Consider the following 26,580-nt stretch of genomic DNA (forward strand, 5'->3'; position numbering starts at 1 on the left):
CCGCGCTTGACGAATCGGCGCCGGGACGGTTCCATACGGGCTCGCCGGAATCCGGCCGTGCCTCTACCCTGCCTGACGCGATGAATTACCAGACGACTCTCGAACGCATCCACACCGAACTCGCCCCCTGGATTGGCCAGGGCCGGGTGGCCGACTACATTCCCGAACTCGCAAAAGTGCCCGCCGACAAGTTCGGGATGGCGGTCGTGACGCTCGACGGAAACGTTTACACGGTCGGCGATGCGCACGAGCGCTTCTCGATCCAGAGCATCTCGAAGCTGTTCGCGTGCACGCTCGCGTTCCAGCTGCTGGGCGACGAACTGTGGGAACGGGTCGGCCGCGAGCCGTCCGGCACCGCGTTCAACTCGCTGGTCCAGCTCGAAAGCGAGCGCGGCAAGCCGCGCAATCCGTTCATCAATGCGGGCGCGCTGGTGGTCACCGACGTGCTGTGCCGCCGCTTCGTGAAGGCCGAGACGGCGCTCGTCGAGTTCGTGCGGCGGCTGATCGGCGCGAACGACATCGACTACGACTCGCGCGTCGCGCTGTCGGAGTTGCAGCACGCGGAGCGCAACCGCGCGATGGCGCATTTCATGGCGAGCTTCGGCAACATGCAGATGCCGCCCGATACCGTGATCGACGCGTATTGCCGCCAATGTGCGATCGAGATGAACTGCGTCGAACTCGCCAGCGCCGCGCTGTTCCTCGCGAACGGCGGGGTCGCGCCGGTGACCGGCGAGCGGATCGTCGATTCGAGTTCCGCGAAGCGGCTGTCGGCGCTGATGCTGACCTGCGGCACCTACGATGCGGCCGGCGATTTCGTGTATCGGGTCGGGTTGCCGGCGAAGAGCGGCGTGGGGGGCGGGATCGTCGCGGTGCTGCCGGGGGAGATGGCGGTGTGCGTGTGGGCGCCGGGGCTCGATGCGAACGGGAACTCGTTGGCGGGGACGCTGGCGCTGGAGTGGTTGACGACGTACACGGGAAGGTCGATTTTTTGAGAAGTCTCAGTGGACGCTCGCGTCGTCCGGTGCCGTGACAGCGTATTGATGTCGACGCGCACCACGAAGTGACGCCATTACGTCGGCGAGATTGTCGACAATGTCGTCACAACGCCGCGCGGGACGGGCACGGGGAATGGACATCGTTGCTTTGCTCGACGACAACAAGGATCCAGCGTGATGCAGACCAAGAACAGAATTCACGTCGTTTCAACCGCTCATACCAGGCACGGCTTCGTCAGCCCCTTGGCCGTCGTGACGGCATTGAGCCTGTGCCTGCCGTTCGGCGGCGCACATGGGCAATCGGCGGATGCCCCACCCGACGGCAGCGGGGCGTCGCCCGTCGAATCGCGAAGCCCGGCGAACCTGACCGTCACGCAAGCGCTGCAAGGCATGCTGGAGCTGATTCGGATCAGCAATCAGGTTACCGACATGACACCCGACGCGGTGCACCGCACCTTCGGCGTGCAGACCCACGCGATCGATCAAGACAGCTTCGGCTACGGCCAGCGCCTGCCCGGTAACTGGGCGGTCGGTATCCAGCGGTTCGTGGTCTATGGAAGGGGGACGCGCGTAGAACTGGGCTTTGATCCGATTCCCGGAATGCCGGCTGCGCCGCTGACGACATGCGAGCCGAATTTCGCGCAATTCACTGGAGCACTGGAGTCGATGGGGTTCAATCATCGTACCCATTACGGCGAGCACGGCCGCCGGATCTCCGAGATCTTCTGGCGCGAGCAGATGTCCGTGGAGGTCGTCCCCTACAGAGAACGCGGCGATAACGGTGAGCCGCCGGCCCCGGCTTGCGTAAGAACGGTACGGGTGCGATAGATCGCTGTCGCCGCAACGCGCGATTCCGGCAAGCATCGCAACGAAACGCCGTGATCCCCTGCCGTCAAGCCGCGCTGGAAATCGTTCGACTCGTTGATATCCTCGGGAAATATCCAACCGAGACTGCGCAACGCGCGAGCACGCTGGCGCCGCCGTGACCGACGATACGGAACAACCGACTTTCCCGACATTCCGCAGCGATTACTGGAGCCCCACGCATGAATCCGGACAACGCATCAAAAGTCGCAACGACGGCCCGCGCGCATGCCGACAGCCATTCCTCCTCGCCGATCCCGCGCATCGCGCCATCCCGAACCGCGCTGCTCGTCATGCATTACCAGACCGACATCCTCGGCCTCTTTCCGTCGGTCGCCCCTGAATTGCTCTCGAATACGCGCCGTCTCTGCGACGCGGCGCGAGCGGCCGGCGTCGGCGTGTGGTTCGCGAATCTGCGCTTCAGTCCCGGCTATCCGGAAGTCAGTCCGCTCAACAAGAACGGCCAGGGCATCAAGCAGCTCGGCCTCTTCATCGACGATGCCCCCTGCCCGGAGCTGGCCAAACAGCCCGACGAGCCGCTGATCCTCGCCCACCGCGCGAGCGTATTCTTCGGCACCGATCTGCAGGCGCGGCTCATCGCCCAAGGCGTCGATTCGCTGATCATGGTCGGCATCGCGTCGACCGGCGTGACGCTGTCGTCGATCGCCCATGCGAGCGACGCCGATTTCCGCCTCTACACGGTCAAGGATTGCTGCTACGACCCGGACCCGGTGGTCCACGAGCATCTGTTCGCCACCGCGTTCGAATCGCGCACGACGGTGCTGTCGCTCGCGGAGGCGCTGCGGCTGCTGGCGTAACGACGGCCGAGCCGCAGCATCCGCCTTACTTCGCGATGAACACGCCCGACGTCGGGCACGTGCCCTGCGTGTTGCCGTCCGTTACGAGCGACGCCGCGCTCGGAAACTGCGCGGTCGCATTAGTCTTCACCGCGATCCACGCTTCGGTGAAGTAGCTCACGCCGTTCGTCTTCGTGCACTTCAACGACACCGCGCTGCGCGTGTTGCTGCCGAACGCGCCTTCGAACGCCGACAGCAACTGGTTACGCGTGACCGTCTTGCCCGCGTTCGCCTGCAGGAACGCGTTGAACGACGTGTTGCCGAGCCGGCTGATCATGCCCGACGCCTGGTTCCAGTACGCATCGGGCGTCGCCGAGTTCGAACAGGTGCCGTGCTTGAACCACTCGTGCTTGTCGAGACAGGATGCGACGCCCGGCATGTACGTCGAGAGCGTGTTGCGCGTCGCGCTGCTGATCGGGTACGCGTCCATGCTGCACCACTGGTGCGCGTTGTCGAGGTCGATGTCGTTCTGCGGCACGCCGCAGTAGAACGGCTGGTTGCCGTCGTAGCGGTTCGGCCACAGCCCGTGCAGCGACAGGCTCGTCGCCGCGTACGATCCGGCGAGGTTCGTGCATTCCGGTGTGTCGTGCGACGCGCAGAAACCCGGCTCCCACGATGCGGCGAGCAACAGGTAGTCGTAGCTGGTCTGCGCGGCGGCGTGCAGTGACACGGAAGCGACGGCGAGTGCGGCAGCGGCGCGGGCGAGCGTCTTGAGCATGGCGTGTTTCCTCGGAAAAGGCTTGCGGTCGCGGGATGCGCCGCAAGGTTGTCGAATGTCTGCCCGCGATTGTTGCTGCCGCAACGTGGCACGAATGTGAAGGTGCACGAAAGAACGCGCGGGGTACCGCCGAACCTGTTACAGCCGGTACCGGTACCGGCGATTGCCTTCCGCCGCATGCGCCCCCGGCATACGCTGTCGCCACTTTCATCCTGCAACGGAGCATCCCCATGGTGACGGCCACACGGCTGGGCAAGCCGTACTGCGTCGAGATCGGAAACGGGCGCAGCGTCGTGCGCTCGGACACCCACAAGGCAGGCAAAGGCGGCGACGCCGGCCTGCGGCCGCACGAGTTGCTCGAAAGCGCGCTGGCGGCCTGCGTCTGCATGTCGGTCGAACTGGCAGCGGAACGCGCGGGCGTGACGCTGCCGGCCTGTACGGTGGACGTCACCCTCGAACGCCGCGATGTCGAAACCGGTTTCGACATCGCCCTGCGCTTCGTGGTGCCGCTGTCGCAGGCGCAGCACATACTCGTCCGCGACGCGGTACGGGCCTCGCCGGTCGCCCGAACGCTCGGCAAGCCGATACGGATCGGGCCGGCCACGATCGTGCACGACTGAGCTGATCGTCACGGATGCCGCATGGTCGGCACCCGTGCGTCGACGGTCGAACGGCACGCACTTACCGCACGTGATCGCTCAGGTGCCGAGCTGCGTGCACGCGCGCGCCGACGCTTCGGGCCCCTCGAGCGCGAGAATCTGCCACACGCCGATACTGACGCGCCGGCGCGCCGCGGTCGACGCATCGGCCAGCAACGCCTCGACACGCGGTGCGACATCGGGCGCCTTCTGCTGCAGCGCCGCGTGGTGCCGCGCGCGCGACGCCGGCCCGGATTCGTACACGTCGCACAGGCGCACCATGCCGGCGAGGCCGGCCAGATCGTCGTCCTTGTCGATCGCGCGCGGCTCGACGGGCGCAAGGCCCTTGCGCTCTTCCGGCGGCAGCTTGTTGCGCGCGCCTTCGTCGATCGCCGACGCGGAAGCCGGCGGCAGGCCGCCGATCGCCGCGACGATCCTGCTGCCCGCGGCGATCATGTCGCCCTGGCACATGATCTTCTCGTCGGCCGTGACGTTCGAGCAGAACGATACCGACATCCGATACACGTCGTTGCTCATGCGCGGCACTTCGTCCATGCCCGCCTGCGCGAGGCCGGCGCTCGCCAGCGCCAGCGCGGCGGGAATCACGATGCGGAACGTTCTCGTCTTGTTCATTGTTGTCGTCTGTGGGTGCGGGTAGCGGGCAATATCGCCGGGCCGCGCCGGGCGCCCTTCGTGATGCCGGGCCCGCGTCCGGCATCACGCGTTTCACTTCATCGACGCCGCCTCCGAGCCGCCCGGCGACAACGCCGCGCTGTCCTGCTCGCGCCACGCACGCCGCGACGCCATGATCGCGCTCACCGCCGAGCGCGCCACCTTCCACCATGCGAACGGACGCGGATCGGCGAGCATGCTGAGCGCGCGCGCATAGTCGAGCGTGAGTCCGGGCGTCCACGCCATCGTCACCGCACGCTTGCGGATCTGCGCGGCCACCCACAGTTCGGGCGTGAACAGCAGCCGCACGAACGCGCCCCACCCGGCCCGCGCGCCCTTCAGCCGCCACACCGCACCGTCGAGCGCCGCCTCGAGCGCGTTCGACACGGTGCTCGAGCAGTTGCGGTGCGTGAGGTTGTACGTGAGGTTCTGCCGATACGACGACCAGAACGCCTCGAGCTTGGCCGGATCGTAGTTGCGGATGCGCACGCGCACGGTCGACGGGCACCACGCTTTCGACTCGGTTGCATAGTCGGGCTGGAACAGGCCGGGCACGTCGTTCTCGCGCGTCGCGCGCAGGATGCGCGTGAATTCGTCGGGAGAACGATCGATCTCGACAGCCGGATACAGGCTGATGTAGATGCCCTCCGGCGATTCCAGCGCCGCATGGCCGGTCGAGATCACGCCGTTGACGTCCACCGCCGCGATGTAGCGATCGATCACCGGATAGCGCTGCGCTTCGGCCTTCGACGTGCCGGTCGGGGTCCACACGTGCACGGTCAGCGCCCGCTCGCCGTCGGCCGGCGGCCCGTCCCATTCGGATTGCGCGAACTGCGGCGGGTACTGCGCATCGTCGAGATCCGGCGCCAGCGCCGGCGCGGGCGAGGTCGCGAACGCCGGATTGCGCGTCAGCCGCCGCACGCGCGCGGCGAGGCTCAGCATGTGCATTCCGCCGAACATCAGCAGCAGGCCGAGGCAGTACGGCACGGTGCCCGCGTAGTGCGTCGGGTACGGCTGGAAGAAGAAGATCGCGAGCAGGATCTCGACGACACCCCACGCGAACGCGACATTCCAGCGGCGATAGCGCACCATCCACGCGGACGTGCACTGCAGCAGTCCGTCGACGAGGAACAGCGTGCCGAAGATCATCGACAGCAGGAAGTGGCCGTGATGATGGCCGGCAAACACGAGCCCCGCGGCCACCACGACCGCGATGCCCTTCACGTAGCGCAGAATGCGCTGGCCGCCGACCCCGCTGCCGGCCACCGCGAGCGTCGCGAGCCCCTCGATCAGGAACAGCCATGCGAACAGCTCGATCGGGAAATGCAGCGCACCATCGAGCGCGTCGATGAAAATGCCGACGCCCGCCACCACCCACAGCCAGCCGAGCACGGTCAGCCCGCGCCAGCGGGTTCGCAGATATTCGATGCCCAGCAGCAGCAACACCAGTCGTACCATTGCGCCCTCGTATTTTTTCGGGATACGCGCGGCCTCGCGCCCCCTGTCGCTTCGACCGCGCGTCGGGCGACGTGCCGGCCGGAAGGCGGTCGTCGTGGCCGGCCCGTCATGTCGTCGACGTGATCGATGGCGGCCGGCACGCGCCGCTCTGGCCGAATAATAAGATATGGCGGAGCCGGTTGAAAGCCTGGCGAAAACGTTTTCGGCGGGGCGCGGACCGCCCCGGCCGCCCACTGCCACGGCAGGTTTCGGGTTCGACAACGGGCGGCGGATACGGGAGAATCCGGCTTCCGAGGGCGAAAGCCACCCAGCCGAACCGCACAGACGGGACGAGAGCACATGCATGGACCGATTACACGCCGGCACATGCTGGCCGCCACTCGCCAGGTTCCAGGCCGGCCCTGTCAGCCATGGCGCTGGCCGACGCATGAAACAGGAGCATCGACATGCCCCACCCGCCGCTTCATCCATCCTCGCTCGGCCCGCAACTCAAGCGCTGGCGCGCGCTGCACCGCGTAAAGCAAAGCCATGCAGCCGAACTGTTCCGCGTCGCGCAATCGACGATCTCCCGCTGGGAAGCCGGCCTTCAGCAGATGTCGCCCGCCGAGCGCGCGACGGCCGAACGGCTGCTCGCCGCGCGCCTCGATTCCGCGGGCGACCACGCGCTCGCGCGGCTGATCGCCGGCAGCACGGGCCGCATGCATCTCGTGTGCGACTTCACGCACCGCCTGCTGGCCAGCTCGCCGGCGCGCGCGGCCGAGTTCTCGCGGCCGCTTTCGACGCTGCTCGGCGCGTCGCTGTGGCGCTATGCGACGCCGGAAATCGCCCGCATGGAAGCCGCGCTCGACCCGCTCGGCTGGTACGACCGCGCGGGACCGCCGAGCGTCGAGTTCGATACCGGCGCGAACGCGTCGCGCGTCGTGCCGATTCGCGGCAGCCTGTGCCGATGGACGCGGATGACGCTGTCGGACGGCTCGGCCGTGCGGCTCGTGGAAACGCTGGACGCGCACTGACGCCCACGCATATTTCATGCGTGGACACCCCGCGGCCGGCCGGCGTACGCTTGGCGGTTCATCGCAAGGACACCGACCATGAATCCCGATACGATCCGCGCGCGCCTCGATTTCCTGCGCGACGCCGAACGCCTGAAAGACGTGCTGCGCAGCGGCCACACGTCGGCCGGGCGCGCGGAAAGCACGGCCGAGCATAGCTGGCGGCTGTGCCTGATGGCGCTCGTGTTCGCCGACGCGCTGCCCGGCGTCGATACGCTGAAGCTGCTGAAACTGTGCGTCGTCCACGACCTCGGCGAGGCGCTGCACGGCGACATCCCCGCGATCGAGCAGGCCGCGCACCCCGACAAGAGCGCGCACGAACGCGACGATCTGCTGACGCTGACCGCGTCGCTCGACCGCGCGGCGCGCGACGAGATCGTCGCGCTGTGGGACGAATACGAGGCAGCCACCTCGCCGGAAGCCCGCGCGGCGAAGGCGCTCGACAAGCTCGAAACGATCCTGCAGCACAACCAGGGCAGCAATCCGCCCGATTTCGACTATGCGTTCAATCTCGGCTACGGCCGGCGCTATACCGACGCCGCGCCGCTGTTCAGCGCGATCCGCGAGATCGTCGATGTCGACACGCAGCGCAGGATCGACGCGGGTGGGCAGCGCGCGTAAGCTCGCGGGATCGGGCGTACCACCTTGCGCGCCCCACCCGCACCTGAGCCGACGCATGACGCAGAACATCTACGACGACCCGGCCTTCTTCGAAGGTTACAGCCGCCTGAACCGCTCGATTCACGGGCTCGACGGCGCGCCCGAATGGCCCGCGCTGCGCGCGCTGCTACCCGACCTGCACGGCCGTCACGTGCTCGATCTCGGTTGCGGCTACGGTTGGTTCAGCCGCTGGGCCGCCGACCAGGGCGCTGCCGGCGTGCTCGGCATCGACGTGTCCGAACGCATGCTCGAACGCGCGACATCGACCACCGCGCATCCGGCGATCACGTACCGTCGCGCCGACCTCGAAACGCTCGCGCTGCCGGATGCCGCGTTCGATCTCGCGTACAGCTCGCTCGCATTCCACTACGTCGTGCACCTCGACACGCTGCTGCGCACGATCCACCGCGCGCTCGTGCCGGGCGGCCGGCTCGTGTTCTCGATCGAGCATCCGATCTATACGGCGCCGCGCCGGCCAGGTTTCGTCGTCGATGCGCAGGGCAACCGCTCGTGGCCGCTCGACGGCTACCAGCGCGAAGGCGAACGCGTGACCGACTGGCTCGCGCCGGGCGTCGTCAAGCAGCATCGCACGCTCGGCACGCTCGTGAACCTGCTGATCCGCAGCGGCTTCACGCTCACGCACCTCGACGAATGGGCGCCGACGCCCGGGCAGGTCGACGCGCTGCCCGCTCTCGACGAGGAACGCGACCGGCCGATGATGGCGATCGTCGCCGCGCGGCGGTAGCGCGGTCGCGGCGGATCGCCGCCTTCACAGATCGAAACAATTGCACCGTCCGGCCCGCGCATCGATACGGCGTCCACACAATTCAGCACAATTTCCACACGATTTGGCGCGAATTCCTCGCTTACCATGAGCGCCTGATTCGATTCGGCACGCCCGCGCGATGCGTACGCGGAACCCGTCGCGGGCAACACGCCCGGCACGCGGCGCCGACCGGATCGTTCCGTTCGGCCGCACGCATCGCCGGCGCCCGCTTCATCCTCGCTGCATTCTCATGACCCAGAAGACCCATCGCCGCCGGCGCATCGTGCTGGCTACCCTTGCCGTCGTCGCAATCGCCGTCGGCGTCACGCTGAAGGCCTGCGCGCCCGACAAGCATCCGCAGTACCTGTCCGCGCCCGTCACGCGCGGCGATCTCGAGAACGCGGTGCTCGCGACCGGCGCGCTGCAGGCGTTCAGGCAAGTCGACGTCGGCGCGCAGGTGTCGGGGCAGTTGAAGACGCTGAAGGTCAAGCTCGGCGACAAGGTCACGAAGGGCCAGTGGCTCGCCGAGATCGACCCGGTGATCTCGGAAAACGCGCTGCGCCAGGCGCGCGCCAGCGAAGAAAGCCTGCGCGCGCAGCAACAATCGACCGCCGCGCAGTTGACCCAGGCCGAACTCGCGTTCCGCCGCCAGCAGGCGATGCTGCCCGACGACGCGACGTCGCGCGAATCGTTCGAGGCCGCGCGCGCGGCGCTCGACGTGCAGCGCGCGACGCTCGCGTCGCTCGCCGCGCAGATCCGTTCGGCCCGCATCCAGATCGAGACCGCGCAGGCCAACCTCGGCTACACGCGCATCGTCGCGCCGATCGACGGCGAGGTCGTCGCGATCGTCACGCAGGAAGGCCAGACCGTGATCGCGCAGCAACAGGCGCCGGTGATCCTGAAGCTCGCGAATCTCGACACGATGACCGTGAAAGCGCAGGTGTCGGAAGCGGACGTGATTCGCGTGAGCGCCGGCCAGACCGCGTATTTCACGATCCTCGGCGAACCGGACAAGCGTCACTACGGCAAGCTGCGCGCGATCGAACCGGCGCCGCAGAACTACGCCGAAGCGCAAAGCCCGCTCGGCGGCGGCGCGGGTGGCGGCGCGAAACCGAACAGCGCGGTGTTCTACAACGCGCTGTTCGACGTGCCGAATCCCGAGCACCGGCTGCGCATCGCGATGACCGCGCAGGTCAACATCGTGCTCGGCAACGCGCGCAACGCGCTCAGCATTCCGGCCGCCGCGCTCGGCGAGAAGCGCAAGGACGGCACCGTGGCGGTGCGCGTGCTGCGCGCCGACGGCAGCACGGAAACGCGCCATATCCGCATCGGCATCAACAACAACGTGCGCGTCGAAGTGCTGGCCGGCCTGAAGGACGGCGAGCGCGTCGTGATCGGCGAAGCGTCGGCGGACGAGCGCGCACCGCTGTCGGACGTGGTGTAACGATGCGCCGGCCCCTGCTGAAACTCGCCGCCGTCACGCGACGCTTTCCGGCCGGCGACAAGGACGTCGTCGTCCTGAACAACGTCAACCTGTCGATCGACGCGGGCGAGATCGTCGCGATCGTCGGCGCGTCGGGGTCCGGCAAGTCGACGCTGATGAACATCCTCGGCTGCCTCGATCATCCGAGCGAAGGCACCTACACGGTCGGCGGCCGCGACACGCACATGCTCGACAGCGACGAGCTCGCGCAGCTGCGCCGCGAGCACTTCGGCTTCGTATTCCAGCGCTATCACCTGCTGCCGCACGTCGACGCGGTCGCGAACCTCGAAATGCCGGCGATCTACGCGGGCACCGCGCGCGCCGAGCGGCATGCACGCGCCCGCGCGTTGCTCGCGCGCCTCGGGCTCGCGGATCGCGCGCATCACCGTCCCGGCCAACTGTCCGGCGGCCAGCAGCAGCGCGTGAGCATTGCGCGCGCGCTGATGAACGGCGGCCAGGTGATCCTCGCGGACGAACCGACCGGCGCACTCGACACGAAAAGCGGCCAGGACGTGATCCGCATCCTGCACGAGCTGAACGCGCTCGGCCATACGATCGTGATCGTCACGCACGACAAGGCGGTGGCGCGCCATGCGCGGCGCATCATCGAGATCAGCGACGGCGAGATCGTCGCCGACCGGCCGAACCGCCACTACGCGGAGGCGCTCGCGGAAGTCGGAATCGGCGCAGCCGACGTAGCCGAAACGGCAGCCGAGACGGCTTCGTCGCCCGCGCCACACGATGCCCCGCCGCCCGCCGACACCGATCCCGGCCCACGCGCCCCCCGCTTCGCCGCCGGCACCGGCCGCTTCGCCGAAGCGTGCCGGATGGCGTGGATCGCACTCGTGTCGCACCGGCTGCGCACGCTGCTGACGATGCTTGGCATCATCATCGGCATCACGTCGGTCGTGTCGATCGTCGCGGTCGGCGAAGGCGCGAAGCGCTACATGCTCGAGGAGATCGGCAGCATCGGCACCAATACGATCAGCCTCTATCCGGGCGCCGACTGGGGCGACAGCCGCGCGGACACGATCCAGACGCTCGTGCCCGCGGACGTCGTCGCGCTCGCGGAGCAACCGTACGTCGACAGCGCGACGCCCGAAACGTCGCGCACGCTGCTGCTGCGCTTCCGCAACGTCAATGTGAACGCGCTCGTGAGCGGCGTCGGCGAACGCTACTTCCAGGCGCGCGGAATGCGCTTCGCGCTCGGCGTCGCGTTCGACGACGATGCCGTGCGCCGTCAGGCGCAGGTGGCCGTGATCGACCAGAACACGCGCCGCAAGCTGTTCGGCGCGACGCGCAATCCGGTCGGCGAAGTGATCCTGGTCGACAACGTGCCGTGCGTCGTGATCGGCGTGACCGCCGACAAGAAGAGCGCATTCGGCAGCGTGAAAAGCCTGAACGTGTGGGTGCCGTACACGACCGCCAGCGGGCGTCTGTTCGGCCAGCGCCATCTCGACAGCATCACCGTGCGGGTGCGCGACGGGCAGCCGAGCGCCGCCGCCGAGAAAAGCCTCGAGAAGCTGATGATCCAGCGCCACGGCCGCAAGGACTTCTTCACGTACAACATGGACAGCGTGGTCAAGACCGTCGAGAAAACCGGCCAGTCGCTGACGCTGCTGCTGTCGCTGATCGCGGTGATCTCGCTCGTCGTCGGCGGGATCGGCGTGATGAACATCATGCTGGTGTCGGTGACCGAACGCACGCGCGAGATCGGCATCCGGATGGCGGTCGGCGCGCGCCAGTCCGACATCCTGCAGCAGTTCCTCGTCGAGGCCGTGCTCGTGTGCCTGCTCGGCGGCACGATCGGCATCGCGCTGTCGTTCGGGCTCGGCGCGCTGTTCTCGATGTTCGTCGCGCAGTGGAAGATGGTGTTCTCGGCCGGCGCGATCGTGACCGCATTCGTGTGCTCGACGCTCACCGGTGTGATTTTCGGGTTCATGCCCGCGCGCAACGCGTCGCGGCTCGATCCGATCGATGCGCTCGCGCGCGACTGACGAAACATGACCATCACGCATTCCTCCCCGCTTCGCCGCCTCGGCGCATTCGCCTGCGCGGCCGCGATGCTCGCCGGCTGCGCGGGTACGCGCCACGATCCGCTGCCGCCCGTCGCGATGCCCGCGAACTGGGCCGCGCCGGTCACGGCCGACGCGCCGCCCGCCGCGCGCGACTGGTGGCGCAGCTTCGGCGATCCGCAACTCGACGCGCTGATCGACGACGTGCTGCGCGCCAACAACGACCTCGCGATCGCGGCGATCCGCGTGTATCGCGCGCAGTTGCAGGCCGGGCTCGTCGATACGAACCTGACGCCCAACGTGACGCTCGGCGCGAACGGCGCCGTGTCGCGCACGCTCGATACGCACCGGACGAGCCAGTCGAGCGGCCTCAACGGTTCGCTCAGCTACGAAATCGACCTGTGGGGCCGGCTGGCCGCGCTGCGCGACGCCGCGCACTGGGAAGCCGACGCGACGGCCGCCGATCTCGAAGCCGCGCGGCTGTCGCTGATCGGCACGACCGCGGCGCTGTACTGGCAGATCGGCTATCTGAACCGGCAGATCGCGCTCGGCGACGCGAACATCGCGTATGCGGTGCGCACGCTCGCGCTCGTCCGGTCGCGGCACGCGGCCGGCGCCGTGTCGGGGCTCGATCTCGCGCAGGCCGAACAGAGCCTCGCCGCGCAACGCGCGGCGCAGACGCAACTGATCCAGCAGCGCACCGAGAACCGCCACGCGCTCGCGATCCTGTTCGACCGGCCGCCGCAGCAACCGGCGGCCGAGCCGGCGGCACTGCCGGACGCCGCACCGCCCGACGTGGCGGCCGGCCTGCCCGCGAGCCTGCTCGGCCGGCGCCCCGATCTGCGGGCGGCGGAATTCCGGCTGCGCGAATCGCTCGCGCAGGTCGACGCGACGCGCACGAGCTTCTACCCGACCTTCACGCTGACCGGCAGCGCCGGCACGACGAGCGCGAGCCTCGAGCGCGTGCTGACGAACCCGGTCGGCACGCTCGGGCTCGGCCTCGCGCTGCCGTTCATCCAGTGGAACACGATGCAGTTGCAGATCAAGGTGTCGAAGTCGCAGTACGAGGAAGCGGTCGTCGGGTTCCGCCAGCGGCTCTACACGGCGCTCGCGGAAGTCGAGAATGCGCTGTCGGCACGCGTGCAGCTCGAACGCGAGGCCGAACAGCGCGCGCTGTCGCTCGCGCAGGCGCAGCGTGCCGAACGGCTGGCCGCCGCGCGCTTCGCGGCCGGCGCGACCGCCGTGCAGCCGTGGCTCGACCAGCAACAGGTGCTGAGGAGCGCGCAGAGCGCCGACGAGCTGACGCGCCTGAACCGGCTCAACAACCAGATGAAGCTCTACCGCGCGCTCGGCGGCGGGACGTCCTGACCGGCCGTCACGCGCCGCACGCCGGCCGCGTCATTCGCACACGGCCGCCCCGCGCCGCGCCGGCGCGAACGCCACCGCGCTCGCCGTTGCGAGCAAGGCCACGCCTGCCGCGCCGTACACCATCACCCAGCCGAACCCGTGCACGAGCGCCGCGTGCAGCGCCGCGCCGCTCGGGTCGGCCTGCGCGAGCGCCGGCGCGATCGCCTGCAGCCCGTCGGTGCGGCCCGCCGCGATTTCCTGCGCGAGCCGGCGCAGCGCCGCGTCGCCGATTGCGCCGGCCGGCCCGCCCTTCAGGCTCGCGACGATCCCCGCCACCAGCACGAAGCCCATCGCCGCGATGTTCAGCGCGAGCGAGATCATCCGCGCGCTCATGTCGATGCCCGACGCCATCCCGGCGCGCGCACTCGGCACCGCGCCCGTCGTCGTGTTGGTGACGGGCGTGTTGGTCAGCCCGAGCCCGATGCCGGCGGTCACGCAACCCGGCAGCATCGTCAGCCAGCTCGCGTGATCGGCCGCGCTGCCGAGCCGCATCAGCACGAAGCCGGCCGCGATCGTGAACAGCCCGGCCGGAATCACGACGCCCGGCCCGTAGCGCAGCGCGAGCCGTTCGCCGAACGGCGGCGCGATCAGCGTCGGCAGCGTGTACGCGAGCAATGCGAGGCCGGCCGTCACGCTGTCGTAGCCGAGCGCGACCTGGAACCAGATCGGCAGGTAGATCATGAACGGCCAGAAGCTGAAGTTCATCCCCATCGAGCCGAAGATCGCGCCGGTGAACGCGCGGATCCGGAACACCGAGAAGTCGAACATCGGCCGCGCGCTGGCGCGCTCCGCGATGAAGAAGCCGATCACCGCGACCACGGTCGCACCGAGCACGCCGAGGCCGGCCGCGCTCGTCAGCCCGAGTTCGGCGCTTTGCGTGATGTAAAAGGCGACACCGAGCACCGCGAGCGACAGCGTGACGATACCCGCGACGTCGAGCGCGCCCGCATGCGGATCGCGCGATTCCTGCACCGCGCCGCCGATCAGCACGAGCGCGACGGCCGCGAGCGGCGCATGGACGAGGAACACCCACGGCCAGCTCGCCAGCGCGACGATCGCGCCGCCGACGATCGGCCCGAAGCCGAGCCCGATGCCGAACACGATCCCCCAGATCCCGAATGCGCGGCCGCGCTCGCGCCCTTCGCGGAACTGGTGCGACAGCACGGCGATCTGGCAGATCAGCATCGCGCCGCCGCTCGCGCCCTGTAGCAGCCGGCCCGCGACGAGCACCGGCACGTTCGGCGCGAGCCCGCACAGCAGCGACGTCGCGCCGAACAGCACGGTGCCGATCACGTACACGCGCTTGCGGCCGAACCGGTCCGCGAGCGTGCCGGCCGCCATCAGCACCGTCGTACACGCGATCGTGTACGCGTTCATGATCCACTGCATGCCGTTGAAATCGCCGTGCAGCACGTGTTCGAGCGTCGGCAGGATCACCGGCACGCTCGATATTTCGAGGCCGAACATCAGCGACGTGAGACAGACGGCCGCGAGCGCGACCGCATTCCTGCGGGAGTCGGATAGCGTCATGCGTATTGCGCGGCGGCCCGGCGACAGGCCGCGCGCCTCCAGGTGAGTAGGATTCGCCGCGCGCGGCCGGCGACGCACGCTGGGCGGGAATCGGTACTATAGTGAGAATTTCCCTCCCCATTGACGCATCCATTTCTACGAACTGGGGAATCACAGGACGCAATCCGCGCAACCCGCTATGACCGACAGACTCGATGGCGTGACGACCTTCGTCCAGGTGGTGGAATCCGGCAGCTTCGCGCTCGCCGCGGAACGGCTCGACATGACGCGCTCGGCCGTCGGCAAGGCGATCGCGCGGCTCGAAAAGCGGCTCGGCGCGCGGCTGCTGCAGCGCACGACGCGCAGCCAGAGCCTGACCGACGACGGCCAGGCGTACTACGACCGCTGCGTACGCGCGCTGGCGGAACTGGAAGCGGCGGAAGCCGATCTCGACTGCGGTCGCAACGAGGCGCGCGGCAAGCTGCGGCTGAGCGTGCCGCTCGCGTTCGGGCACCACTGCGTGACGCCGATCGTGCTCGACCTCGCGCGCACTTACCCGCACCTGCGGATCGACGTGTCGATCACCGACCGTTTCGTCGATCTCGTCGAGGAAGGCATCGATCTCGCGGTGCGGATCGGCCCGCTCGCGGACAGCACGAGCCTCGCGGTGCGGCGGCTCGGCACGCAATACGGGAGCCTCGGCGCGGCGCCATCGTATCTCGCGCGTTACGGCACCCCGCAATCGCTCGACGACCTGAAGAACCACCGCACGATCGCGTATTCACGCTCGGGCGTCGTGCAACCGTGGTACCTGCGTGCGCCGGACGGCTCGAGCGTCCACATCGACATGCCGCACCAGCTCAGTTTCGACGACGTGCAGGCGATCGCGGCGGCCGGTGCGTCGGGGTTCGGGATCGCGTGGCTGCCGAGCTGGCTGCTCGATCACTACGTGAAGCGCGGGGAGATGGTGGTCGTGCTCGATCGCTGCTTCGTCTGCGAAGGCGACATTCATGCGATCTGGCCGAAGACGCGCTACCTGCCGCGCAAGACGCGCTGCGTGATCGATGCGCTCGTGGAGGCGGTGCCGCCGATGATCGAGCGCTGAGCGCGAAAGAACCGCAACGAAATACGCGGCAACCGACGCGCCGCGCGGGCGCGTCGGCTCATCGCATCACGCCGCGCCGAGATCGGCGAGCGGATGCGCGAACAGCTTCCACGGCGACGTCAGGAAATGCCGCACGCGTTCGGCGCGCAGCTCGACGAGCGATGCGGGCGCCCAGCGCGGCTTGCGATCCTTGTCGACGAGATGTGCGCGCACGCCTTCGCAGAAGTCGCCTTCCTCGATCGCGCGCGCGACGATGCCGAGCTCCATCCGGAACGATTCCGCGAGCGTCATCTGCCGGCCGCGCAGCAGCGCCTCGCGCGTCACGGCGAGCATCGTCGGCGAATGGCTCGCGAGCGCGTCGAGCGTCGCCTGCAGCCACTGGCGGTGCTCGCGCGCCAGCTCGTCGCGCGCCAGCTCCTGCGTGAGCGTCGCGACGATCCGCTCGACGGTCGAACGCTTGTCGAAGTGGCGAACGATCCACGGCATCTGGCCGTCGAGCGCCGCATGCGGCACCACGTTGCACGGCGGCTCGAACACCTTGCGCAGCAACGGCAGCGCATCGCCGTCCCACTTGACGCTTTCGATGCGCGTCTCGAACGTGTCGAGCCACGCGGACGGCACGCACAGGTCCGCGAGCTTCGCGGTCAGCGCGTCGGCGCCCGACAGCATCGCACCGGTCAACCCGACGTACAGTTCGAGTTCGGCCGGCATGCCCGACAGGAAATGCGTGGCACCGACGTCGGGCACGAGGCCGATGCGCGTTTCCGGCATCGCGATCTTGCTGCGCTCGGTCGCGACGCGCAGCGCCGCGCCCTGCGCGAGGCCCATGCCGCCGCCCATCGTCACGCCGTCCATCAGCGCGACGACCGGCTTCGGGAACGTGTGGATCGCGTAGTCGAGCCGGTACTCGTCGACGAAGAACGGCAGCCAGGTCTCGCGCTGCGCGACCATCCGGTACAGCTCGCGTACGTCGCCGCCCGCGCAGAAGCCCTTCTCGCCCGCGCCGCGCAGCACGAGCGCGACGATCTGGTCGTCGTGGCGGCAGCGCTCGAACAGCGCGGTCAGCTCGCCGATCATCGCGTACGACAGCGCGTTGAGCGCGGCCGGCCGGTTCAGCGTGATCAGCGCCACGCGGTTCACCACGCGGAACAGCACCTCGGGCGCATGTTCCGCGAACGTGTCGTGATTCGTCACCGGCGTGCTCATCGTTGCGGCTCTCCATCGGTGCGCCACTGCGGCGCGCGCTTGCCCAGGAACGCCGCCACGCCTTCGCGCGGATCGGCCGTGTCGAACAGGTCGACGAAGCGTTCGCGTTCGACCGCGAGCGCCGCGCCGCGCGGCACGCCGTGTCGGGCGAGGCCGATCAGCTCCTTGCTGTAGGCCACCGCATGCGGGCTTTGCCGCGCGACGTTGCGTGCCAGCGCGAGTGCCGCGTCGCGCGCGGCGCCGCTGTCCACCACGTCCTCGACGAGGCCGATCCGCAGTGCAGTCGCCGCGTCGACGCGCGCGCCGGTCAGGATGATCTTCTTCGCCCAGCCCTCGCCGACGAGCCAGGGCAGCGTCTGCGTGCCAAGCCCGCACGGCAGCAGCCCGACCGACGGTTCGGGCAGCGCCATCTGCGCATGCGTCTCCGCGATCCGCAGGTCGCATGCGAGCGCGCATTCGAGGCCACCGCCCATCGCATAGCCGTTGATCGCCGCGATCGTCACGACGCGCGCGTCGTGCAGCGCCTCGAACGCCGCGCCGAAGCGCGCCGCCATCGTGCGCGCGACCGCGCGATCGCCGTCGGCGAACGTGTTGAGATCGGCGCCCGCGCTGAAGAACTTCGGGCCGTCGCCGGTGATCACCAGCGCGCGCACGCGCGGGTTCGCATTCAGTTCGGCGACGGTTTGCTGCAATTGCTGCAGCCCGTCGGCGGTAAAGGCGTTCGCGGGCGGACGCTTGAGCGTCGCGCACGCGATCGCGCCGTCGTCGACGTAGTCGAGTTCGATCATCACGCGTCCTTCTTCGTGGCCGGTTGATACAGGCGGATCACCGCCGAGAAATCGAGCTGGCCGTCGCCGCGGCTGCTCATCGTCTGGTACAGCTGCTGCGCGAGCGCGCCGAGATAGACGGGCTGGCGCGCCTGCTTCGCCGCATCGTTCGCGAGGCCGAGATCCTTCAGCATCAGGTCGGTGCCGAAGCCGCCCGAGTAGCCGCGCGACGACGGCGCGGTTTCGATCACGCCCGGATACGGGTTGTAGGTGTCCGAGCTCCAGCAGCGGCCGGTCGACGTGTTGACGATGCCGGCCAGCACCTTCGGGTCGATGCCGAGCGCGACGCCGAGCGACATCGCCTCCGACACCGCCGCCATCGAGATGCCGAGCACGAGGTTGTTGCAGACCTTCGCGACCTGCCCCATGCCCGTCGCGCCGCAGTGGACGATGTTCTTGCCCATGCCGGCGAGCACCGGCTTCACGCACTCGAAATCCGCGTCGCTGCCGCCGACCATGAAGGTCAGCGTGCCGGCCGCCGCGCCGCCGGTGCCGCCCGACACCGGCGCATCGACGAACGCGCCGCCGTGCTCGCGCACCAGCGCGCCGAACGCCTGCGCGCTCGCCGGGTCGATCGTGCTCGAATCGATCACGGTCGCGCCCGCGCCGAGGCCGGCCAGCACGCCGTTCTCGCCGGACAGCACCGAGCGCACGTGCGGCGCGGCCGGCAGCATCGTGATCACGAACGTCGCGCCCGATGCCGCATCGCGCGGGGAAGCTGCCACCTGCGCGCCGGCGTCCTGCAGCGCGCGCAACGCGTCGGCGCTCAGGTCGAACGCGTGCACGTCGTGGCCGGCTTTCAGCAGGTTCAGCGCCATCGGCGCGCCCATGTGGCCGAGGCCGATAAATCCGATTTTCATGTTGGTGTCCTCCGCCGCTCAGTGCAGCCGGATCGTCGTATTCACCGGGCCAGCCGTCGTGTCGTCGTCGAACCAGCGCGCGGTGACCGTCTTGGTCTGCGTGTAGAACTGCACGACCTGCTTGCCGTACGGGCCGAGATCGCCGAGCTTCGAGCCGCGCGAACCGGTGAAGCTGAAGAACGGCACGGGCACCGGGATCGGGATGTTGATGCCGACCTGGCCGACGTCGATCTCGCTCTGGAACTTGCGTGCCGCCGCGCCGCTCTGCGTGAAGATGCCCACGCCGTTGCCCATCGGGTTCGCGTTGACCAGCGCGATCGCGTCGTCGAGCGTGTCGACTTCCATCACGACCAGCACCGGTCCGAAGATTTCATGCGTGTAGACCGTCATGTCGGTCGTCACGCCGGAAAAGATCGTCGGGCCGATGAAGTTGCCTTCCTCGAAGCCGGCGACCTTCACGTCGCGGCCGTCGAGTTCGAGCTTCGCGCCTTCCTTGATGCCCATGTCGATCAGCGACAGAATCCGCGCCTTCGCGCCGCGCGACACGACCGGCCCGACGTCGGTGCCCGCTTCCGAGCCCGCGTTGACCTTCAGCGTCTTCGCCTTCGCGACGATGTCGGGCAGCCAGTCGCGCGCGTTGCCCACCAGCACCGCGACGGAAGTCGCCATGCAGCGCTGGCCGGCCGCGCCGAAACCCGCGCCGACGAGCGCGTTGATCGTCTGCTCGCGGTTCGCGTCGGGCAGCACGATCGCGTGGTTCTTCGCGCCCATCATCGACTGCACGCGCTTGCCGTGCTGGCTGCCGAGGTTGTACACGTGCGTGCCGACGGCGGTCGAGCCGACGAACGAGATCGCCTTCACGAGCGGATGCGTGCAGATCGCATCGACGACTTCCTTGCCGCCGTGCACGACGTTCAGCACGCCTTTCGGTACACCGGCTTCCAGCGCGAGCTCGACGAGCTCCATCGTCGACATCGGGTCCTGCTCGGACGGCTTCAGCACGAACGTGTTGCCGCACACGATCGCCATCGGGAACATCCACAGCGGAATCATCGCGGGAAAATTGAACGGCGTGATGCCCGCGCACACGCCGAGCGGCTGGCGCAGCGTGTAGGTGTCGACGCCGCCCGCGACGTTCTCCGCGAATTCGCCGAGCTGCAGCGTGCCGATCGAGCATGCGTGCTCGACCACTTCGAGGCCGCGGAAGATGTCGCCTTCGGCATCGGGAATCGTCTTGCCCTGCTCGGCCGTCAGCGTCTTCGCGATGCGCTGCTGGTTCGCGCGCACCAGATCCTGGAACTTGAGCATGATGCGCATGCGCGCGGCGATCGGCGTGTTCTTCCACGTCGCATACGCGGCGTGCGCGGCCTGCACGGCCGCGTCGACTTCCGCGACGGTCGCGAACGGCACGCGTGCGAGCACCTGCTGCGTCGCCGGGTTGACGATGTCGCGCCACTCGTTCGTGGCGGACTCGACGAAGGCGCCGTCGATCAGCAGCTTGACCGTCGGCACGTCTTGCCCCGTGCGGGGCGTCGGATTCGCGTTCATCAGAGCACTCTCCTTGCAGTGGGCCGCGTGGCGTCGTGCGACGCGCGGCCGGTTCGGTTCAGCGAGGCGGCGGGCGACGCGCGGAAAAAAGCAGCACGCGCGACCCGCGGCCGGTCATTTCAGTTCGGCGGCGAAATCTTCTTCCCAGTATTCGCCGGGCATACGTTCGGTCGCGTCGTCGCCGCGCTCGATCTCGCGGCGGCGCAGCTCGACGCGGCGAATCTTCCCGGAGATCGTCTTCGGCAGTTCCGCGAATTGCAGGCGACGGATACGCTTGTACGGCGCGAGCTTCTCGCGCGAGAAGCGGAAGATCTCCAGCGCGAGCGCGGGGCTTTCTTCATAGCCCTGGCGCAGCGTGATGAAGGTCTTCGGCACCGACAGCCGCACCGGGTCCGGGCTCGGCACGACGGCCGCTTCCGCGATCGCCGGATGCTCGATCAGCACGCTTTCCAGTTCGAACGGGCTCAGCCGGTAGTCGGACGACTTGAACACGTCGTCCGCGCGGCCGATGTACACGTAGTAGCCGTCGTCGCGACGCATCGCGATGTCCGACGTGCGGTAGTGGCCGTCGCGCATCGCATGGGCCGTCGCATCGGGATTGTTCGCGTAGCCCTTCATCAGCCCGACCGGGCGCGCGACGTCGCCACCGATCGGCAGCGCGACCTCGCCTTCGGTCACCGGCGCGCCGTCCGGATCGAGCAGCGCGATCCGGTAGCCGGGCAGCGGCCGGCCCATCGAGCCCGCGACCACCGGCTGGCCCGGCGAGTTGCCGATCAGGCAGGTCGTCTCGGTCTGGCCGTAGCCGTCGCGAATCGAGATGTTCCACGCCTTCTTCACGCGCTCGATGATCTCGGGATTCAGCGGCTCGCCCGCGCCGACGATCTCGCGCAGCTTCACGTCGAACGACGCGAGCGGCTGCTGCACGAGCATGCGCCACACGGTCGGCGGCGCGCACAGCGTCGTCACGCGATACTTGACGAGCGCATCGAGCACGACCTTCGGCTCGAAGCGCGCATAGTTGAACGCGAACACGCACGCCTGCGCATTCCACGGCGCGAAGAAGCAGCTCCACGCGTGCTTCGCCCAGCCCGGGGAGCTGATGTTCCAGTGGATGTCGCCCGGCTGCAGGCCGACCCAGTACATCGTCGACAGATGGCCGACCGGATAGGTGCGGTGCGTGTGCTCGACGAGCTTCGGCTTCGACGTCGTGCCGGACGTGAAGTACAGCAGCATCGGATCGTTCGCGTGCGTGACGGCGTCCGGCTCGAACGCAGCGCTCGCCGCATAGCCGTCGTTCATCGCGAGCCAGCCCGCGCGCGGCGCGCCGGCGACGATCTTCTGCGCGAGGCCGAGATCGGGCTGTTCGAATTTCGCGGCTTCGTTCTCGTCGACGATCGCGTATTTCGCGCCGCCGATCTGCACGCGGTCGCGCACGTCGTCGGGCGACAGTTGCGTGGTGGCGGGCAGCACGATCGCGCCGAGCTTCATCGCGGCCAGCATCGCGTCCCACAGCTCGACCCGGTTCGGCAGCATCAGCAGGATGCGGTCGCCGCGCACGACGCCGATCGCGCGCAGCCAGTTCGCGATCCGCGACGAACGCTCGGACATCTGCGCGAACGAATACGGATCGCCCGTGCCGGTCGCCGCGTCGACGATCCACAGCGCGGGCTGGTCGTTGCCGCGCGCCATCGGGTCGAAGTAGTCGAGCGCCCAGTTGAACGCATCGAGCACCGGCCATTCGAAATCGCGGTATGCGGTGTCGTAGTCGGTGCGATGGCGCAGCAGAAAGTCGCGTGCGTCCAGGAATGCCTGTACCGTCATGTGTCGTCTCCGTCCAGTCTCCATGCCCAGCGCTCAACCGGTGCAGGTGCTGCAGCACCTGCCCGGTTCCGTGTTGCACGGCGCACGGTCACGTCGTTGCGTGCCGCGTTCACCGCGCTGCCCTCGTGCCCTGCGTGATGCTGTCGTCCCGGCGCGACCGTCGCGACTCAAAGCTGCCGCGCGATCACCATCCGTTGCACTTCGCTGGTGCCTTCGTAAATCTGCGTGATGCGCGCGTCGCGATAGTGACGCTCGACTTCGTAATCGACCAGGTAGCCGTAGCCGCCGTGAATCTGGATCGCATCCGAACACACGCGCTCGGCCATCTCGGACGCGAACAGCTTCGCCTGCGACGCTTCCGACAGGCACGGCAGCCCGGCCGTGCGCAGCTTCGCCGCGTGATGCACGAGCAGGCGCGCGGCGTTGATCTGCACGGCCATGTCGGCGAGCTTCTGCTGGATCGCCTGATGCTCGGCGATCGGCTTGCCGAACTGCACGCGCTCGCCCGCATAGCGGCGCGCCTTGTCGAACGCGGCGCGCGCGATGCCGAGCGCCTGCGCGGCGATGCCGATGCGGCCGCCTTCGAGGTTCGACAGCGCGATCTTCAGCCCTTCGCCGCGATTGCCGAGCAGGTTGTCTTCCGGAATCGCGCAGTTCTCGAACGTGATCGGGCACGTATCCGACGCGCGGATGCCCATCTTCTTCTCGGGCTTGCCGACGATGAAGCCCGGCGTGTCGGTCGGCACCAGGAACGCGGAAATGCCGCGCTTGCCGGCTTCCGGGTCGGTCATGGCAAAAACGATCGCGACACCGGCGCGCTGGCCGTTGGTCACGAACTGCTTCGCGCCGTTCAGCACCCATTGGCCGTCGCGCAGCTCGGCCCGCGTGCGCAGGTTGTTCGCTTCGGAACCGGCATGCGGCTCGGTCAGGCAGAACGCGCCGATCACGCGACCGGCCGCCATGTCGGCCAGCCAGCGGTCCTTCTGCGCGGGCGTGCCGAAGCCGAGGATCGGCCCGCAGCCGACCGAGTTGTGCACGCTCATCATCGTCGCGCACGCGGCGTCGCCGGCCGCCACTTCCTCCATCGCCAGCGCATACGCCACGTAGTCCGTATACGAGCCGCCCAGCTCCTGCGGCACGATCATCCCGAGCAGGCCGAGCTCGCCGAGCTGCGCGACGATCGCGTCGGGCAGGTGCGCGTCGTGGTCCCACTGCGCGGCGTTCGGCGCCAGCATCTCGGTGGCAAAAGCGCGCGCCGCATCGCGGATCATCCGCTGGTCTTCGGTGTAAAGCTCGTCCATGGTGCTGCTATCTCCCGCGGCCGCCGGGCGCGACCGTCCTTGCGTTTCGATGCAACAAGTGTAGGCAAGCACGCGCGACTGTTCGATGCTCGCGTCGCTCATTTACACTGAGCGTTTTTGCCACACCGGCGACACCGATGAAGCAGGAAGACAAGGGAACCGTCGCGATCAGCCTCGTCGCGTACAGCGTCGCGCTGGCCACGCGGCGCGGCGTCGCGGCCGAGCCGCTGCTCGCGCAGGCCGGCATCGCGCCCGCGCTGCTCGGGCAGCCGCGCGCACGCGTGTCCGCGCAGCAATACGGCGCGCTGTGGAACGCGATCGCGCGCACGCTCGACGACGAGTTTTTCGGGCAGGATCGCCACCCGATGCGCAGCGGCAGCTTCATCGCGATGAGCCAGGCCGCGCTGTCGGCGCGCGACGGGCTGCACGCGATGGCGCGCGCGGTGAACTTCATGCACTGCGTGCTCGACGACCTCCACGCGGAGCTCGACGCGAACCCGCAGCGCGTGCGGCTGCGTTTCGTGCACCGCAACAACGGCGCGACGCCCGCGATGTTCACGTACGCGACCTATTTCATCATCGTGTACGGCCTCACCTGCTGGCTGATCGGGCGGCGCATTCCGCTGCTGCATGCGAGCTTCCGCTGCGACACGCCACCGGCCGATCACGAATACCCGTCGATGTTCTGCGACGACATGCGCTTCAACGAGCCCGAGTCGTATGTCGATTTCGATCCCGAATTCGCGACGCTGCCGGTCGTGCAGAATGCGAAGACGCTGAAAACGTTTCTGCGCAACGCGCCGGCCAGCTTCATCGTCAAGTACCGCAATCCGAACGCGCTCGCGCAACGCGTGCGCGCGGTGCTGCGCGGGATGCCGCCCGCCGCGTGGCCGGGCGCGGGCGGGATGGCCGCGCGGCTGCACGTGGCCGAGGCCACGCTGCGCCGCAAGCTGCATCAGGAAGGCCACGCGTACCAGTCGATCAAGGACACGCTGCGGCGCGATCTCGCGTTCGAGGCGCTGGCCGACCCCGCCCGCACGATCGCCGACGTCGCGGCCGCGACCGGTTTCGCGGAACCGAGCGCGTTCTACCGCGCGTTCCGCAAATGGAGCGGGCGCAGCCCGGCCGAGTTTCGGGAAGAAGCGCTCGCGCGCGGCGGCGGCGCCGGCTGAAGGCGCGGCCGGCCCGCCTCGCCTTCGCGCTTTGCGCCGAAACCGCCTAATCTTCAAGCATCGGGCCTACGCCCTTTCCGCCAGCCGGACGGCACGCGGCCGTGCGCCGCCCGGACGTCCCGATGCGCTTTCACCGTCATGGCCCGCCGCCGGCGCCTGCCGCGCCCGACGGCCGCCCCCGTCACCCGCTGTCCGCGCGGGTCGCGCGCGCCGCGCTGTTCGCGGCGCTGCTCGTCGTGTGCGCCGCGCTCGCCGCGCCGCCATCGGCCGACGCGCCCGCCGCGCATCCGGTCGTCGTGATTCCCGTCAACGGCGCGATCGGCCCGGCCAGCGCCGATTTCATCGTGCGTTCGCTCGACCGCGCGGCCCGCGAGCATGCGCCGCTCGCGATCCTTCAGCTCGACACGCCCGGCGGCCTCGATACGTCGATGCGGCAGATCATCAAGGCCGTCCTCCGCTCGCCGGTGCCGGTCGCCGCCTTCGTCGCGCCGGGCGGCGCGCGGGCGGCGAGCGCGGGCACCTACATCGTCTATGCGAGCCACTTCGCGGCGATGGCGCCCGGCACCAACCTCGGCGCGGCGTCGCCCGTGCAGTTCGGCATCGGCGGCGCGGCGCCGCCAGGCGCGAATCCCGCCGCGCCGCGACCGACCGGTGCATCGGGTGCGTCTGGCGTGTCGGACGCGGCTGCCGTGCTGCCGACCGATACGCAATCGACCGAGATCCGCAAGGCGATCCAGGACGCTTCCGCATACATCCGCGGCCTCGCGCAATTGCGCGGACGCAATGTCGAATGGGCCGAGCGCGCGGTGCGCGAGGCCGTGAGCCTGTCGGCGAACGAAGCGCGCGCGCAGCACGTCGTCGACGTGATCGCGCCGGACCCGGCCGACCTCGCGCGCCAGCTCGACGGCCGCACGGTGACGACGACTGCCGGCACGCTGCATCTCGCGACCGCGCACGCGCCGCTCGTCGTGCTCGCGCCCGACTGGCGCAGCCGGTTCCTCGCGATCATCGCCGATCCGAACGTCGCGCTGATCCTGCTGACGATCGGCATCTACGGCCTCTTCTTCGAATTCGCGAACCCCGGTTTCGTGCTGCCGGGCGTCGCCGGCACGATCTGCCTGCTGGTCGGACTGTTCGCGATGCAGTTGCTGCCGATCAGCTATGCGGGCCTCGGCCTCGTGCTGCTCGGGCTCGGCTGCCTCGTCGCGGAAGCGTTCCTGCCGACCTTCGGCGTGCTCGGGTTCGGCGGGATCGTCGCGTTCACGATCGGCGCGCTGATGCTGATCGACACCGACGTGCCCGGCTACGGGATTCCGTGGCCCGTGATCGCGAGCCTGGCGCTCGGCGGCGCGCTGCTCGTCGCGGGCGTGTCGAGCGTCGCGCTGCGCGCGCGGCGCCGCCCGGTCGTGACGGGCGCCGAGGCGATGCTCGGCAGCATCGGCGAAGTGCTCGACGACGGCCTGCAGCCGGACCAGCCGCATGGCGCGACCGACGCCGCGCCGTCGGCCGCCGGCTGGGCGCGCGTGCACGGCGAGCGCTGGCGCGTGGCGAGCAGCACGCCGCTGGCCGCCGGCTGCCGCGTGCGCGTCACCGGCCGCCACGGGCTGACGCTGACGGTCGCGCCGCTCTACGACGTGCCCGCC

At 69.0% G+C, this 26,580-nt stretch carries 23 protein-coding genes; 13 read left to right on the plus strand and 10 right to left on the minus strand.

Translation table 11 applies throughout. The features are described 5' to 3' along the window. Window positions 1-80: 80 nt before the first annotated feature. From H0X95_RS30085 to H0X95_RS30095, 3 genes are all read left to right on the plus strand, one after another. Window positions 81-995 (plus strand): glutaminase, encoded by a 915-nt coding sequence (locus tag H0X95_RS30085; protein ID WP_058903396.1) that lies wholly within the window; start codon window positions 81-83, stop codon window positions 993-995. Between the two features lie 180 nt (window positions 996-1,175). Then, complete coding sequence (locus tag H0X95_RS30090; protein WP_059721936.1) at window positions 1,176-1,826, plus strand: hypothetical protein; 651 nt, start codon at window positions 1,176-1,178, stop codon at window positions 1,824-1,826. A gap of 218 nt (window positions 1,827-2,044) precedes the next feature. Beyond that, window positions 2,045-2,680 (plus strand): isochorismatase family cysteine hydrolase, encoded by a 636-nt coding sequence (locus H0X95_RS30095; protein WP_125331647.1) that lies wholly within the window; start codon window positions 2,045-2,047, stop codon window positions 2,678-2,680. A gap of 25 nt (window positions 2,681-2,705) precedes the next feature. Here H0X95_RS30095 and H0X95_RS30100 read toward each other — a convergent pair whose 3' ends face one another. Beyond that, the gene (locus H0X95_RS30100) at window positions 2,706-3,437 is read right to left on the minus strand and encodes a ribonuclease T2 (RefSeq protein WP_006498851.1); all 732 of its coding nucleotides are present in this window, start codon (window positions 3,435-3,437) and stop codon (window positions 2,706-2,708) included. A gap of 35 nt (window positions 3,438-3,472) precedes the next feature. Between H0X95_RS30100 and H0X95_RS30105 the strand changes: the two genes are divergently transcribed. Further along, on the plus strand, window positions 3,473-4,057 hold the full coding sequence (locus H0X95_RS30105) for an OsmC family protein (protein WP_226244715.1): 585 nt from the start codon (window positions 3,473-3,475) through the stop codon (window positions 4,055-4,057). A gap of 78 nt (window positions 4,058-4,135) precedes the next feature. Here the strand turns inward: H0X95_RS30105 and H0X95_RS30110 are convergent, their stop codons facing one another. Together H0X95_RS30110 and H0X95_RS30115 are read right to left on the minus strand one after the other, a co-directional pair. Next, window positions 4,136-4,708 (minus strand): hypothetical protein, encoded by a 573-nt coding sequence (locus tag H0X95_RS30110; protein WP_059721933.1) that lies wholly within the window; start codon window positions 4,706-4,708, stop codon window positions 4,136-4,138. Between the two features lie 93 nt (window positions 4,709-4,801). Next, entirely contained in the window at window positions 4,802-6,205 is a 1,404-nt protein-coding gene (locus tag H0X95_RS30115; RefSeq protein ID WP_196446320.1) for an HdeD family acid-resistance protein, read from the minus strand. A gap of 446 nt (window positions 6,206-6,651) precedes the next feature. On the opposite strand from H0X95_RS30115, the gene H0X95_RS30120 reads away from it, so the two are divergent. The 6 genes from H0X95_RS30120 (at window position 6,652) to H0X95_RS30145 (ending at window position 13,549) form a co-directional block, all read left to right on the plus strand. Further along, window positions 6,652-7,218 (plus strand): helix-turn-helix domain-containing protein, encoded by a 567-nt coding sequence (locus H0X95_RS30120; RefSeq protein ID WP_058903402.1) that lies wholly within the window; start codon window positions 6,652-6,654, stop codon window positions 7,216-7,218. Between the two features lie 78 nt (window positions 7,219-7,296). Then, complete coding sequence (locus H0X95_RS30125; protein WP_006498847.1) at window positions 7,297-7,878, plus strand: HD domain-containing protein; 582 nt, start codon at window positions 7,297-7,299, stop codon at window positions 7,876-7,878. A gap of 55 nt (window positions 7,879-7,933) precedes the next feature. Beyond that, window positions 7,934-8,662 carry a class I SAM-dependent methyltransferase gene (locus H0X95_RS30130; protein ID WP_006483165.1) on the plus strand — a complete coding sequence of 243 codons (729 nt, stop codon included), beginning with the start codon at window positions 7,934-7,936 and terminating at the stop codon, window positions 8,660-8,662. A 271-nt stretch (window positions 8,663-8,933) separates the two neighbouring features. Further along, complete coding sequence (locus H0X95_RS30135) at window positions 8,934-10,127, plus strand: efflux RND transporter periplasmic adaptor subunit (protein ID WP_006483156.1); 1,194 nt, start codon at window positions 8,934-8,936, stop codon at window positions 10,125-10,127. A gap of 2 nt (window positions 10,128-10,129) precedes the next feature. Further along, complete coding sequence (locus tag H0X95_RS30140; RefSeq protein ID WP_196446321.1) at window positions 10,130-12,163, plus strand: MacB family efflux pump subunit; 2,034 nt, start codon at window positions 10,130-10,132, stop codon at window positions 12,161-12,163. A gap of 6 nt (window positions 12,164-12,169) precedes the next feature. Beyond that, the gene (locus H0X95_RS30145; RefSeq protein ID WP_059721927.1) at window positions 12,170-13,549 is read left to right on the plus strand and encodes an efflux transporter outer membrane subunit; all 1,380 of its coding nucleotides are present in this window, start codon (window positions 12,170-12,172) and stop codon (window positions 13,547-13,549) included. Window positions 13,550-13,579: 30 nt separating this feature from the next. Here H0X95_RS30145 and H0X95_RS30150 read toward each other — a convergent pair whose 3' ends face one another. After that, on the minus strand, window positions 13,580-15,118 hold the full coding sequence (locus H0X95_RS30150; protein ID WP_048986899.1) for an MFS transporter: 1,539 nt from the start codon (window positions 15,116-15,118) through the stop codon (window positions 13,580-13,582). A 178-nt stretch (window positions 15,119-15,296) separates the two neighbouring features. On the opposite strand from H0X95_RS30150, the gene H0X95_RS30155 reads away from it, so the two are divergent. Beyond that, window positions 15,297-16,202, plus strand: a complete 906-nt coding sequence (locus H0X95_RS30155; RefSeq protein ID WP_034202034.1) for a LysR family transcriptional regulator — start codon at window positions 15,297-15,299, stop codon at window positions 16,200-16,202. Window positions 16,203-16,268: 66 nt separating this feature from the next. On the opposite strand, the gene H0X95_RS30160 is transcribed toward H0X95_RS30155, so the two are convergent. The 6 genes from H0X95_RS30160 to H0X95_RS30185 all read right to left on the minus strand — a co-directional run bounded on the left by H0X95_RS30160 (window position 16,269) and on the right by H0X95_RS30185 (window position 23,765). Continuing rightward, a complete protein-coding gene (locus H0X95_RS30160; protein ID WP_006482815.1) occupies window positions 16,269-17,408 on the minus strand; it encodes an enoyl-CoA hydratase/isomerase family protein in 1,140 nt (379 codons plus the stop codon). Next, window positions 17,405-18,196, minus strand: a complete 792-nt coding sequence (locus H0X95_RS30165) for an enoyl-CoA hydratase (RefSeq protein ID WP_059721925.1) — start codon at window positions 18,194-18,196, stop codon at window positions 17,405-17,407. Before H0X95_RS30165 ends, H0X95_RS30160 begins: the two co-directional genes overlap by 4 nt. Further along, window positions 18,196-19,095 (minus strand): 3-hydroxyisobutyrate dehydrogenase, encoded by a 900-nt coding sequence (mmsB, locus tag H0X95_RS30170; protein WP_059721923.1) that lies wholly within the window; start codon window positions 19,093-19,095, stop codon window positions 18,196-18,198. The genes H0X95_RS30165 and mmsB overlap by 1 nt, the downstream gene beginning before the upstream one ends. A gap of 18 nt (window positions 19,096-19,113) precedes the next feature. Continuing rightward, a complete protein-coding gene (locus H0X95_RS30175) occupies window positions 19,114-20,643 on the minus strand; it encodes a CoA-acylating methylmalonate-semialdehyde dehydrogenase (protein WP_049006751.1) in 1,530 nt (509 codons plus the stop codon). A gap of 114 nt (window positions 20,644-20,757) precedes the next feature. Then, window positions 20,758-22,464 carry an AMP-binding protein gene (locus tag H0X95_RS30180; protein ID WP_059721922.1) on the minus strand — a complete coding sequence of 569 codons (1,707 nt, stop codon included), beginning with the start codon at window positions 22,462-22,464 and terminating at the stop codon, window positions 20,758-20,760. A gap of 167 nt (window positions 22,465-22,631) precedes the next feature. Further along, the gene (locus H0X95_RS30185; protein WP_006482812.1) at window positions 22,632-23,765 is read right to left on the minus strand and encodes an acyl-CoA dehydrogenase family protein; all 1,134 of its coding nucleotides are present in this window, start codon (window positions 23,763-23,765) and stop codon (window positions 22,632-22,634) included. 137 nt (window positions 23,766-23,902) lie between these two features. On the opposite strand from H0X95_RS30185, the gene H0X95_RS30190 reads away from it, so the two are divergent. Then, window positions 23,903-24,937, plus strand: a complete 1,035-nt coding sequence (locus H0X95_RS30190) for an AraC family transcriptional regulator (RefSeq protein ID WP_006498836.1) — start codon at window positions 23,903-23,905, stop codon at window positions 24,935-24,937. A gap of 122 nt (window positions 24,938-25,059) precedes the next feature. Beyond that, window positions 25,060-26,580 (plus strand): NfeD family protein (locus H0X95_RS30195; protein WP_196446322.1); only part of this gene is annotated, 1,521 nt, incomplete at its 3' end.

Origin of the sequence: Burkholderia sp. 9779_493 (genome assembly GCF_015712215.1) — a bacterium.
Taxonomy (GTDB): Bacteria; Pseudomonadota; Gammaproteobacteria; order Burkholderiales; family Burkholderiaceae; genus Burkholderia; species Burkholderia cenocepacia.